The organism is Leptospira borgpetersenii serovar Javanica, from assembly GCF_003046425.1.
Taxonomy (GTDB): domain Bacteria; phylum Spirochaetota; class Leptospiria; order Leptospirales; family Leptospiraceae; genus Leptospira; species Leptospira borgpetersenii.
In genome coordinates this window covers 175,001-187,032 of sequence record NZ_QAJG01000001.1, presented here as the reverse complement: position 1 = coordinate 187,032, position 12,032 = coordinate 175,001, and the positions used below count along the sequence as shown (strand labels likewise).

The window sequence follows — 12,032 nt, the reverse complement described above, 5'->3', positions numbered from 1 at the left end:
GCCGGTTCCGGAATCGTCCGATGCCGTATCTTGCGGAGATTTTTCGCGAAAAAGCGGTTTAAAACGGCAAAGATAATGCGACGACGGAATTTATGGTAATTCCTGCGTTTTGCGAAAAATTCACGATGATATTTCTTTCCAGGTTTTACTGATCCCTGCATGAATAAATACCGTTCATTTTGACACAAATCCCCGTTTAAGGATGGAAACTTGGGAGCTCTATTATATAGAAATTAGTAATAGAAGACCGGGCCGATAACCCGTCTCTTATCTCAAGTTTTCATGCATTCTTTCATGCCGATCATTTTGTCGAGGTTTGCTCGGTTGATTCGTTCAGGTCCAATTCTTAATTTCAACACCAAACAAATGACTTACTGAGATTCCCAATTGCTCTCTATACAAACGGATTTCAGTTTATTCGTTTTGATAGCTAAAGACATTCCATATCCTTTAAGTGTTTTCTAAAACTAAATTCTCCCGAAAAAGCAGACCTACGGGAGTTAACAACGGTAAAAAGTCCGTCCCAAAATCTCGGGATGTAGGAACTCCAAACGGGAATTTAACAATTATAAAATATGTTCGAAAGCTCGTAGGGACGTAATCTGCGGGAATTGCTATATTTTATTACGAAGTTATGAAATAGTTGTGCTGATTTCTTTTGAGTTTTTGGGACAACCCCAAGTATTTTGACGTAAGGGAGCAAAAACCCACTTTTTATTTCGGACTTATCGCTTTGTTTGAATTAGAGTTATATCTCTTTGCTCTGGTTCTTGGTGTTTTTGTTACTATAGTGTGGGTTTTATTCTCATTTTTTACGTTAGGCAATTTCTGTTTAGTTTTGTATTAATCGTATTTGTCCAAGTTCGTTGAAGGTGAATTGGGTTTTAGCCTTAGGTTTTTTGCGAACTTATTGAGTTTCTATCCGTGCATCACCCCTCAAAGGATGGTCTGATGATTAATATATATATTATTAAAATTTAATATTATATTTATAAATATTTTTTATTTGACAGAAGTTTATAATTTTTATAAAAGTTAACGTTATGTGAAATTATATTACGTTTTATGTAATCGATTTCCTGTGTATTCCTTGTGTGACGTTATTCGGATTTACTGTATAAATTCGGGCTTATGGTTCTGTGGTAGTACAATGAGGCTTGATTTGGCTCTATGGCATTATGTTTTTCGAATTTTTAGGAGCGAGATGTCTTTATGAGGAGAGAGAATGTGATCGGGAGGTTGATTATTTTAGTGTAAAGGCGATAAAGCGAAATTCGATTTTATGAAATGTTCGGTGCGTCTGAATTTAGAAAACCGCACCTTGCGAGTATTTGTGTTTTGTAAAATAGAAGCGAAGTTAGATGGCTTAGACTGAAAATGAATTAAGCAAGGGCATGGTGTTAGGATGAAAAAAGAACAAGAAACTTTGAAAGCAAAGTTTTCAAAATTATATTTATCAAGAATGACTCGAGTAGGGAGTAGGTTTTTTCTACTCGTTTTTGTTTTTTCGACGATGTTGTTTTGTATTCCCGGAAAAAAGACTTCGAACAGTAAGGTTATGCTTCTGGCATGGTTAGTCGGGGAGATGAATTCGTATAAAGAGGGTCAAGTATATCAAAACGCTAAACATTTAACCGGACCTCTGGGGCAAGTCGAGTACCGAGGTTTGGATTTTTTTGATAATTTTGCCTTCAACGGGATCGGAAAGTATAATTGGCAGGAAGCCGGGGATGCAACTTTTAATGTTGGGGTAACCCTAGGCGCGATGGCCTGGAGGTATAAAAATACTCATGATCCGGATACGCTCTCTCTTATAAAGAGATATGTAAATTATTATAAACTAATGCAGTCTCTGAATAACGGAGGGTTCGGTCGAAATTTTGTCAATATAGAGGCGTATGACCAATTTTTATCTTGTAACAAAAATGGAACGGAAGGCGCTCGTGCTGACAATGCGTCTTGTGGGACCATGAGATATACCGATTATGTGTTTGAAGGTCAACACTATAAATTTAGATACGATTTTTCTCTGGACGCTGTGGTTCATTCTCTCGTAGGGCTTTACTGGACTTATGTATTTGTCGATGAATTGAAACCGGATATTGTCCAAATTTGTGAAGGTCTTTTGCGATATTATGAAGCAGCTAGGGATTACCGAGTTCGAGATTCTCGTAACGTAGAACTTCGATATGGTAATCATAACCCTGCAGTCAATCCGGTGGCTAAAATCAACGAAGTGATCTTGAAATACATTGCCCAGGGACAGATGACGAATTTGGGGGTTTGGAGAGAAATTATAACTCTTGGCTCCTCCGTCATAGGAATAGTGGTTCAGTCCGAAGATGCCAATTTTTTCAACCACTACATGCTTCTCAAAGGAATTGGTGTTTTAGTCCATATGGGATATCCGTTGCAAAATGGATTAAAAAATTTAATCAATGCCGTAAATGATCAAGGTCATGAACTCGCGGATTCCATGGATATTTATTTTTTTCAGACTTCTAAAATACACGTAAAAGATAAAGGTGGATTTCCTCTTTACAATTATCATTGTTTAGTAGATCAAACTTTTTCAGATATATTAGGACTTTTTGATAGAAAGCCTTACAATAAGTGGGAGTTTTCTCCTTATAGAAGATGTGTCGTGAGACAACCTTCCGCTTTAGGATTGAATTCGGATTTCTTAGAAGCTTATTGGTTGTGGTAATCGTCAGAAAAACAATCGAGAGAGAGTTTAGTTGAAAACTTTGCGTTGAAACTTCGCTCAATTCATCATAACTTCGTTATGATGAATTGAATTGTTTCTTCAGATGGATTTATAATCATGAAGGCGGGTTGAAAAATACAATCCCGCCTTTGTTGTTTTTAGAGAGAAAAGATGCAAGAAAGAAGTAAAATGTCGGATCAAACAAAATATGACGCTGTGTCATTAACTTATTCAAAGACTGCGTTCTTGGTTATTTTCCGAAAGATTGAAATTTAAAGTCTGTCCCCAAAGTTTTAAGAAAAATCACGATCACGATCGCAATCATAATTGTTAACGTGAACTAACTAATGCGAAAGCGATGAAGCGTAGGGGAACTCAAGCCGCAGAGCTTTCTTATATCGAGTTCATGTTAATTGTTAAGTCGTTACTAATAGAGCGAGTCGTTTCCACAAGATTATGCCGTTTTGGGGAGTTTATATATTTTTAAATCGTTTTTCACCCTTCAAGAAGTGGGAGCTCCTACATTTAGAGGACTCATGACAGTGTCGTGGAAATGCCACTGCTACAGAAGACAATTTTTGGGACAAACTCTTAGAGCCGGCCTCAAAACCTGAAGAAAAATATCTCTAAACGATCCGGCAAGTTTTTAAAAAACGTGAAAGTTCTCACAGAAACCGTCGCATTGGCGGTTTTCTCTCGTCGTTTAAAATTGTAATAGTTCCTACATTCCTAAGATTTTGAGACCGGCTCTTCGTTCTTTCTGTCGGTTTTCTTGTTTTGTGGTAAATGCGCATCTAAACCACGGTTTTCAAGCCCAGAAGGGCGCCATTTTGTCTAAGAACTTGTCCCAAAACCTGAGAAGAGAAATCGGCTCCCAAGGCTCGTAATAAAGCGAAAACGTAGGAGTTCCCACGGATCATGGCTCTTTAATAATTTACGGGCTTTCGAACAGATTTTATTTGTTCGTGTACTTTTGTCGGAGTTCTTACGATTCCAAGGTTTGGGGATAAGTTTTAAGTATAAAAAATACCCGAGAAAAAACTTCCTCGGGTATTTTTGATTTCTCTTGGAATGAAATGAAAAGCTTATTTCAAAGGTTTGAATTCTAAGTTCACCACACCACGACTTGCGGATTTTACTTCCAAGGTTTTAGTCGCTAAAAAGGAGAAGCCTCTGTCTTTTTTATAAACCAATTCCTCTTGAAAGAGAGAATCCTTACCGGGATAAATTACTTCCCATTCGGAACCGTTCGTATCGGAGGTTCTAACGTTTACTTCTTTCGCGGCGGTAAACTCGGTAAGATCATCTTTGAACTTAGTCGCTTCGTCGGCACTCAATCCGGTGAACTTCAGGACGATTGGATTATTTTCCGTAAGGTTGAACCATTCTTCTTTCAATTGAGCGTTTACTTTCTTAGAAACGGAAGTGGCCCACTCGGAAATCGCTTTCTCTCTGGAAACTTTTTGAGTGATGTCGGCTCCTCGACCATCCGCGCTACCACTATCAACGATTTTTCCGTCTCCCCAAAGAAGAACCACTTTATAAGTACCGGTCGCTGCTGTGTTATAGATGGTTCTTTCCAATGCTTTTCCGTTTACGGAATCTAAGGGTTGTTGGTCTTCGGTTTCTACGGTTCCAAGAACCAACACCTCGGCCTGAAGCGCTTCCGCCAGAATTTTAATCAAAGGAGAGCCTTCTACGTTTTCCGCATCCACTTGAGTTTTACTTACTTTCTTGGCAGTAAGAGCAGGATCGATGATTTTGTTTCCGTTTTTTTTCAAAGCTTTGATGATTTCGGCTTCCCCGAAATTATTCGCACTTGCGGGTGCGACCGGCATGCCACCTACTTTACCGAGAACTAAAACGGCAACTCTCGGATTGCCGACGTCGGCGAGCAGATTGTCGACCGCAGTGGAAATTTTGGATTCTTCTACTTCGCATCGAACGGTAAGTTTCAACATAGGTTGAGTATCGATTTTACCTTCGGCTTCGTCGATGATCTCATAACTTTTAACGAATGCATCCGTTTTAGAAAGAAGGCTGGAACCTAAACTTTCTCCGTCGGACGCCTTACTTTTATTACTGATTTCTTCACCGATCACTTTACGAACTGCGTTGATTTTAGCATCTTTTAAAGCCCTTTGTTTTGCGATTTGTTTGTCGCCGTTATAGATGGGAGCTTCTCCAATCACGGTAACTTTGTTACCTTCTTTTTCGTAGAATTCTTTCTTTTTACCGCGAGTGGATCCGGAGGAACCGCAGTTCACTGCAAACGAAATAATTGCTAATGTTGAGATAAGCCTGGTAGTAAGGAAACGATTCATTTGTCGTTTTTCTCCTTGAAGAATAAGGTTTGAGAAATTTTCTTAAACAGAATAGGAAGGAAGTCTCAGATGCTCAACACAAAAATAAATAAAAAATTCTTTCTTTCGGTTATTTTTTTTCTTTTGTTCCCTTCGATTGCGTGTGCGGAAAAAAGTTTTCGCAAACATATCTCGGATTCGAAATACGTTCCTTCCGAAATCGAATTTTATACCAATGTTCTTCCCGGCCTTTCCGGAAAGAACGTGATTCTAATCACAAATCCATCCGGAATCGGCAGAAGTCCCGAAAGAATTCTGAGAGAATTTAAAAAGCATAACGTAAAAATCAAACATCTGATCGGGCTCGAACACGGATTTTTGGGGTTGGAAGAAGATTTCAGCAAATCTCCGGTTACAGTGGATGAATTTTTCAATCTTCCGATCTATCATATCTATCGGGTGAAAAATGCGGAACTTCCCGCGATTTTGAAAGGCACTGATGTGATTCTTTTCGACGTTCAAGATATGGGAATGAGATGTTATACTTACTTAACGGTTTTAAAAAGAATCATGGATGGAATTCCGGACTCGAAGAATACAAAATTGATCGTTTTGGATCATGTCAACCCCGCTCTTTATTTAAAAGGAAGGGGAGAGATGATCGATAAAAGATTTCTTAACTTTGCGGGAGAATTTCCTTCCCTTTTCTTCGGAGGTTTAACTTTAGGAGAGTCGGCCGCTTATTACAACGCGGAATACTTGGAAAATAGAATTCAGTTGGAAATCATATCGCCTAAAAACGCAAAACGTTCTTTCGATTGGGATAAGGAAGGAATTCCTTGGATTACACCTTCTCCGAATTTGCCGACGGTAGATTCCGCGATCAATTATCTAGGGCTCGTTTTATTGGAAGGAGTGAATGTTTCTGTGGGAAGAGGAACGACGGCTCCTTTCGTATATTTCGGAGCGCCTTGGATGATCGAACCTGAAAAATTAGCGGAAGAATTAAATCAAAATTCCGGAGGAGACTATTATTATCAAACCGTATTCTTCAAACCGGTATTCGGTCCGTATAAAAATGAAATCTGTAGGGGATTGCGACTAACGGTTGTGAATCGAAAATACGATCCTCTCAAAATGGTGTTTCAATTGATCGTCGTCTTAAAATCGAATTATAAGGAATTTAAATGGAGATCGTATCCGGATGGAACTTATAATATCGATTTCCTTTGGGGAACGGAATCCTTTCGAAAAGCGGTCGACTCCGGAAAAAGCTACGATCAGTATTCGAAATATTTAAGTTTTGCCGAGAAAGAATACAATGAGAAGATCAAGAAGTATTATCTTTATTAAGATGGATATCAAATACGGCGTTTTTTTAAGTACGATCGTGTTTTGTGGTCTATTCTCATTTTTGAATATTTCTGTCTTTGCACAAAATTCGGATTGGAAGGAATATTCACTCAGAGAATTGGTAGGGCGACTCAAGTATTACACGTATGCGAAGGTCGCGCAGAGTTTAAAAAAAGAATACACGATCGATCAAGAGCAGGTGTGGGAAGACGGAGTTTGTACGATTCCCGTTCCTCCACTTCCCGGTCCTTTTTTCTGCGGGCTCTTAAAACAGCAGGTTCCTTCCGAGTCTCAAAAGTTGCCTGAAACGATGTCCTCTTCTCCAATCTCCGAAAAACTCCCTACATCCGCCTCTGAAACTCTTTCTCGCGGATTCAATCCGAGTTTGAAAGTATATAAGAATATTCAATTGTACTCCGGAACCACGATTTCCGGAAAAAACGTGGTGAAAATCGATTCGGAAGAAAATCCGGGAGAATTTTTACGCGCATTTTATCTAAACACCGGGCAACTCAGTCATTACGAGTTTCAGGACAGGATTCTCATTTTTGACTGGGTTGGCTCCAAATTGAACGCGATTTTGGAAGTGAAAACCGATCCGATCCGCAGACCGCTTGGCGGAAGAGAAATTTCGTTTCCATGAAACAAATTGCTTCCGGTTTTTTGAGGATGATGGATCATCAGGGGATCGATCCTGTTCAGTATATCTGGGTCACAGCGATGTACGATTTGGATTCTTCCGAAAAACAAGAAGCCCGTATTCAAGAAAATTCTACTATTCTAAATTATTTGAATAAAAAGATTCGGTTGGAATTTACCGGAAAGATACGCTGCGTTTCTTGCGGAAGAATCACTAAAAAAAGTTTCAATCAGGGAAATTGTTTCACTTGTTTTCAAACTCTTGCGGAAAACGATCTTTGTATCTTAAGGCCCGATACTTGTCATTTTCATCTCGGGACTTGCAGAGAGCCGGATTGGGGGGAATCTCACTGTTTTATTTCCCACACGGTGTATCTTGCAAACAGTTCCGCGATTAAGGTCGGAATCACCAAAGAAAATCCGGTATCGAATCGATGGGTGGATCAGGGGGCCGTTCAAGGAATTCCTCTTGTGGAAGTCGTTTCGAGAAGGGACGCTGGGATTATAGAAAAAGAACTTTCCAAGGTTTTGTCCGATAGGACGACTTGGCAAAAAATGGTGGCAGGTGATCCTGAGCCGGTTGATCTTATCGAACGAAAAAAAGAATTCATCCAAAAAATCGAAGAGTTTGATTTTGATCTGGATTATAAGATTTCTACCCAAGAAACTCCGACTAATATCCGTTATCCGATTCGGTCTTATCCGCAAAAAATACAATCGCTCGCGCCTGAAAAAAATCCACTCATCGAAGACGTTCTCACAGGAATCAAAGGACAGTATCTTTTGTTTCAATCGGGCGTGATCAATATCCGCGCATACGGCGGTTATGAAACCGTTCTGAGTGCGGAGTAAGATAGTCGTTTTTAAAGTCTCGAGTATCCCATTCTCAGGAGTTGAAACGTGAGAACTCCTACAAAATGGATGATTGATACCTGAAAAATATCGATTTTAAAATAAAGATTTTCCGAACTCCGACAATTTTTCGGTTTTTAGAAACAATTTCGAGAATTGTTTCCAAAGAGAGTTATTCTTTTATGGCCGACACGGACCCATTTTAAAAAGAAATAACTCAAAATTCTGCTATGAATCTTTCGTTCTTTTAAAAATAAATACTTTCGATGAAAAGGTTTTTTTCGAAGATATTTCTACTTTCCACCTTCTTTTTGTTTTCCGCATGTGACGCAGTCATCGATTCCGTGGTCCCTATCGAATTGGATCTACAGATTGGAAAATCGTTTTTAGAAAACGCAAAAGACGGAAAGGAAGGAATGCATATTCTAAAGAACGTTGTCCTTGAAAAATACGTAAAGTCCGTCGCGGACCGAATTCTAAAATCGGATCAGATCAAATACAAAAAAGAATTCCCCTATAAGATCTCTATTTTGGACGACGATGATACGATCAATGCCGTTTGCACTCCCGGCGGTTATATCTTTGTTTACACAGGCTTATTGAAACTCATCCAGAACGAAGCTACATTAGCGGCAATCCTTGCACACGAAATTGCGCACGCGGAAAAAAGGCATTCTGTAAAACAAATCATCAGTTCTTTAGGAATCTATTTTACGATCTATATCGGTCTGACGATTTTTCTGGGGTCGGACGCGGCTAATCTCATCAATCTGGGTTCCAGAATCGGAGGGGAAATTCTCACCCTGGCCAACAGCCGTTCTTCGGAGGCTGAGGCGGACACGATGAGTTTTGAATATTTGAAATCCACGAAATACTATCCCGGCGCTCTCGAATCATTTTTTATACTCATTGAAAAAAAGGAAAAGGAAGAAGGGGAAAGAAGTCCGGATAAGAGAATTATAAAATTTTTATCCACACATCCTTTGAACGACGAGAGAATTGCAGAAAATGCCAAAAGGCTCAAGAGTATCGGAAATCCGAAAGCTACTCGGGAAAATCTGTATACAGAACGTTATCAAGCTGTTATGAAACGTACGTTTGGAGAGGAGGACTGACTCGTTTATACGAACTCAAAGGCATATTCTAAAATCGGATTGGAAGAAAATAACGTGGAAAAAGATTTCAAGGGCGGCTCTATAAAATAGATTTCGGTTTGTGTTTTTCCGTTTTCTCTCGAAATCGGATGGACTACGGTTATGAGTAGGATTGAAGTGCAACTCTATGTCACTCTAAAAACTTCTTGCAATCGGTTCGATTTTCCCTAAAGTCTTTCCATCTATGCGTTTGGAACAAAAACTAAAAAGATGGGTGGGGGTGGGTCTCATCGATTCGGAACAATCGGATGCGATTCTAAATTTTGAAGAGACCCGAAAAACTTCTTATCTTCATTATTCGTTTATCATTTTAGGCGTGATCGTCATCGGCATCGGTATCATCGCAATCATTGCCGCCAATTGGGAAGAAATCCATGATTTCGTAAAGTTAGGCGTCGGTCTGAGTATCCTTGCATTTACTGCCGGACTTGCGTTTTGGAAACGAGAAAATCCTAATTTGCTGACTGCTTTTATCGTCCTCGAATCGATTTTGATCCTAGGGATGATCGGACTTGTATCGCAGGTTTATCACTTGGAAGGGAAATATTACGAAGCGGCAAAACTTTGGTGTATTCTTACTTTTTTATTTTTGATTGCAACCGATTCCAAAACTCTAATACACCTTTGGTTGATCGGATTTCAGATTGCGGTTACGGGATGGATCTTTGAGCAAATCCAGAATCGAGGGGGGCACGAGTGGGGGTATTATTGGAATACCTACTATTATTATTCGATCGTAGGTTTTACGGGAATTTGGTTGGCTGCGGAAAAATTCACTTTAGAATCCAGAAGAGCTACTTTGTTTTTTTGGGCCGTATTGTTTTTGATCGCCGGAACTTTTTTCCGGGGATTTTTCCAGAATTGGAGTAATGATTATGATAACCTTTCGGAAAACGTAAAGTATTTCGGTTATACGACGGATTTTCCTTGGCTGATTGTGGGGCTTAGGTTATTTGTTTTGGTCCCTCTCTTTTATCTTCTATTCTACAATAGAGACATTTCCTCTAATCAGAAGAAATCTTTGAGTGTAAGTTTATTCCTACTATTTTTATTGTATTTTCCACATCCGTTTCGATACGTTTTGGCCGAGTCGATTGGATCTCATATTTGGAATTATTCCGTGAGGTTATTGCCTTCCTTTTTGTTTATTCTTTTTTGGCTGGGAATCGCGTCCTCGTTTCGAAATCACAAAAAAATATTCGATCTTTCTTTGGCGATTGTGGGAATTCGATTCTTATATTTTTATTTTGATCTACTCGGAACTTTGACTTACACAGGATTCGGGCTTATCATTTCCGGACTACTTATCATAGGACTTACGATCGGATACTTGAAATACAAATCCAAGGTGAGAATTTTATTGGGAGGTGAAGAATGAAACTTCTAAAACCGATCCTTCCGGTCGCATTAATCCTTCCGGTTTTGTTCTTCAGTTGGGAGATTGTGACTCTCGAATTTTCAAAGAGTTCGGGAAAAGAAGTGGTTCTTCCCATTACTGGATACGATCCGAGAGATCTTCTTGCAGGACATTATCTGCGTTATGACATCTTGTATCAATCGGATTCCATCTGCCAAAATCCCAATACAAATTCCCATAATAAAACCGACTTAAATCAACGACACTGTGTTTGTTATCCTCATTCCGGAAAGATAAAAGAAGGAGAAGGTGCTTTTATAAGTGATTGTAATCCGGATATACTGAAGGATCAAAGAATTTGTAGGTTGTATTTACGTGGGACCTGTCGATATGGAAGATTCAAAATCGGCAATGAACGTTTTTATGTGAACGAAACCAAGGCTCTCGACTACGAAAAACGTCTTCGGGAAGAGAAAGTTCATATTCGTTTAAAAGTTGACTCCGAAGGAAAGGCGATTACGGATTCTCTGATTTGGGAGGACGGATCTTCGCTGTGACCTCGTTTAGACTACAGAAGTCGTTTTCTCCAAAACCGGCATTCATTCCCGCGTCGTAAATCTCGGGAAGATTTTGACAAAGGGAAAGGTTCGTCTTGTTTTCTTTCGCGAGTTCCATCGCGTGATAGACGTCCTTTCTCATATTCTTCAAAGAAAAATGAGTTTCATAGTTTCCGGAGAATACAAAGGGAAACTTAAATTCGGCGATCCCTGATTTTGCAGCGGACCCCAGAAGAATGTCTTTTAGGATTTCCGGTTCCACCCCTGAATTTTTTGCGAGTTCGAAGCCTTCCATATAAATTTGAAAAATTCCCGCTTGAATCATATTGAGAGCGAGTTTCGCCTTCTGTCCTCCGCCAACCTGACCGCAATACACCGTGTTCTTACCGCAAATCTCGAAAAAGAAGCCGATGTCGGAAACATCCGCCTGATCTGCGCCGATCATAAATAAAATCTGTCCGTCTCTCGCAGCGTTTTTAGAACCGGTCATCGGAGAATCGTAAAAGCGAATCTGTTTTGCCGAACATAGTTTCGCGAGTCTGAAAGTCATGGAGAGGGATGTGGTTCCGCAGTCTAGGATAATCGGAGGTTTTGTCTCTAAAAGTCCGGATGTGATCACTTCTTTTTCGATGACTGTGTCTTCGGTCAGACATAATATGACTAGATCCGCATTTTTAACCGCTTCCATGGGAGAATCGAAGATCTGAACGTTGTCGCTTATCAAATCGGCGATTTTGAGTTTGTTTCTTGCGTAGAGTCTGAGATTTTGATCCACTTTTGCAAGATTGGATGCTATGCCTCTGCCCATGATTCCGGTTCCGATGATGGATATCGTATGTTTCTTCATTGGTATAAAAGTAATTTATAATATTAAAAAGCGCTTAAGGCAGCTCGAATAAAGCTTGTGACAGGGGCTTGTTCCCTTGTGTCCTCGAGTCCTTCCCTAAGTTCGCGAAGTACGATTTGTGCGTCCGTTAGAACCGTGTTTACGTTTTTATGAACGTCGTCATTGTTGATAAGTCGACCCAAACTTCCGTCACCTGTGTTTATTTTAGTCGTAATGTCCGCGATATTTGAAAATGTCTTACGAATATCTCCTCTGTTTTCGGA

11 protein-coding genes (1 of these 11 cut by a window edge) are annotated in these 12,032 nt (G+C 39.7%); 7 read left to right on the top strand and 4 right to left on the bottom strand.

The genetic code is table 11. The features are described 5' to 3' along the window. The first annotated feature begins 1,405 nt into the window (after window positions 1-1,405). Window positions 1,406-2,707, top strand: coding sequence for a hypothetical protein (locus CLV95_RS00840; protein WP_002731784.1), 1,302 nt, complete (start codon window positions 1,406-1,408; stop codon window positions 2,705-2,707). 794 nt (window positions 2,708-3,501) lie between these two features. Here the strand turns inward: CLV95_RS00840 and CLV95_RS19605 are convergent. Together CLV95_RS19605 and CLV95_RS00835 are read right to left on the bottom strand one after the other, a co-directional pair. After that, a complete protein-coding gene (locus CLV95_RS19605) occupies window positions 3,502-3,627 on the bottom strand; it encodes a hypothetical protein (RefSeq protein WP_002731939.1) in 126 nt (41 codons plus the stop codon). 165 nt (window positions 3,628-3,792) lie between these two features. Further along, complete coding sequence (locus CLV95_RS00835; RefSeq protein ID WP_002731632.1) at window positions 3,793-5,031, bottom strand: lipoprotein LipL46; 1,239 nt, start codon at window positions 5,029-5,031, stop codon at window positions 3,793-3,795. A 69-nt stretch (window positions 5,032-5,100) separates the two neighbouring features. Here CLV95_RS00835 and CLV95_RS00830 point away from each other — a divergent pair, with 69 nt between their 5' ends. The 6 genes from CLV95_RS00830 (at window position 5,101) to CLV95_RS00805 (ending at window position 10,922) form a co-directional block, all read left to right on the top strand. Next, window positions 5,101-6,363, top strand: a complete 1,263-nt coding sequence (locus tag CLV95_RS00830) for an exo-beta-N-acetylmuramidase NamZ family protein (protein WP_002731808.1) — start codon at window positions 5,101-5,103, stop codon at window positions 6,361-6,363. Next, window positions 6,332-7,006: an LIC_11883 family protein gene (locus tag CLV95_RS00825; RefSeq protein WP_016749682.1), complete on the top strand. Its 675-nt coding sequence runs from the start codon at window positions 6,332-6,334 to the stop codon at window positions 7,004-7,006. Before CLV95_RS00830 ends, CLV95_RS00825 begins: the two co-directional genes overlap by 32 nt. After that, entirely contained in the window at window positions 7,003-7,854 is an 852-nt protein-coding gene (locus CLV95_RS00820) for a DUF2797 domain-containing protein (protein WP_002721908.1), read from the top strand. The genes CLV95_RS00825 and CLV95_RS00820 overlap by 4 nt, the downstream gene beginning before the upstream one ends. 266 nt (window positions 7,855-8,120) lie before the next feature. Beyond that, entirely contained in the window at window positions 8,121-8,969 is an 849-nt protein-coding gene (locus CLV95_RS00815) for a M48 family metalloprotease (RefSeq protein WP_002721906.1), read from the top strand. Between the two features lie 223 nt (window positions 8,970-9,192). Continuing rightward, window positions 9,193-10,386 carry a DUF2157 domain-containing protein gene (locus CLV95_RS00810; protein WP_002721874.1) on the top strand — a complete coding sequence of 398 codons (1,194 nt, stop codon included), beginning with the start codon at window positions 9,193-9,195 and terminating at the stop codon, window positions 10,384-10,386. Next, window positions 10,383-10,922 (top strand): GDYXXLXY domain-containing protein, encoded by a 540-nt coding sequence (locus CLV95_RS00805; RefSeq protein ID WP_016749683.1) that lies wholly within the window; start codon window positions 10,383-10,385, stop codon window positions 10,920-10,922. The genes CLV95_RS00810 and CLV95_RS00805 overlap by 4 nt, the downstream gene beginning before the upstream one ends. Here CLV95_RS00805 and CLV95_RS00800 read toward each other — a convergent pair. Beyond that, window positions 10,882-11,769, bottom strand: coding sequence for an NAD(P)-dependent oxidoreductase (locus tag CLV95_RS00800; protein ID WP_002721866.1), 888 nt, complete (start codon window positions 11,767-11,769; stop codon window positions 10,882-10,884). The genes CLV95_RS00805 and CLV95_RS00800 overlap by 41 nt on opposite strands. 23 nt (window positions 11,770-11,792) lie before the next feature. Continuing rightward, on the bottom strand, window positions 11,793-12,032 hold the final stretch of the coding sequence (gene mce, locus CLV95_RS00795) for a mammalian cell entry protein Mce (protein WP_002721848.1). 510 nt of this gene lie beyond the right edge of the window; the window shows 240 of its 750 coding nt (coding positions 511-750); the start codon falls outside the window, past its right edge; its stop codon occupies window positions 11,793-11,795.

What these genes read in the sequence shown, in the direction of transcription:
- CLV95_RS00835 (WP_002731632.1), bottom strand. Translation starts at nt 5,031, where the DNA reads ATGAATCGTTTCCTTACTACCAGGCTTATCTCAACATTAGCAATTATT.
- CLV95_RS00800 (WP_002721866.1), bottom strand. Translation starts at nt 11,769, where the DNA reads ATGAAGAAACATACGATATCCATCATCGGAACCGGAATCATGGGCAGA.
- CLV95_RS00820 (WP_002721908.1), top strand. Translation starts at nt 7,003, where the DNA reads ATGAAACAAATTGCTTCCGGTTTTTTGAGGATGATGGATCATCAGGGG.
- CLV95_RS00825 (WP_016749682.1), top strand. Translation starts at nt 6,332, where the DNA reads ATGAGAAGATCAAGAAGTATTATCTTTATTAAGATGGATATCAAATAC.
- CLV95_RS00810 (WP_002721874.1), top strand. Translation starts at nt 9,193, where the DNA reads ATGCGTTTGGAACAAAAACTAAAAAGATGGGTGGGGGTGGGTCTCATC.
- CLV95_RS00815 (WP_002721906.1), top strand. Translation starts at nt 8,121, where the DNA reads ATGAAAAGGTTTTTTTCGAAGATATTTCTACTTTCCACCTTCTTTTTG.
- CLV95_RS00830 (WP_002731808.1), top strand. Translation starts at nt 5,101, where the DNA reads ATGCTCAACACAAAAATAAATAAAAAATTCTTTCTTTCGGTTATTTTT.
- CLV95_RS19605 (WP_002731939.1), bottom strand. Translation starts at nt 3,627, where the DNA reads ATGATCCGTGGGAACTCCTACGTTTTCGCTTTATTACGAGCCTTGGGA.
- CLV95_RS00840 (WP_002731784.1), top strand. Translation starts at nt 1,406, where the DNA reads ATGAAAAAAGAACAAGAAACTTTGAAAGCAAAGTTTTCAAAATTATAT.
- CLV95_RS00805 (WP_016749683.1), top strand. Translation starts at nt 10,383, where the DNA reads ATGAAACTTCTAAAACCGATCCTTCCGGTCGCATTAATCCTTCCGGTT.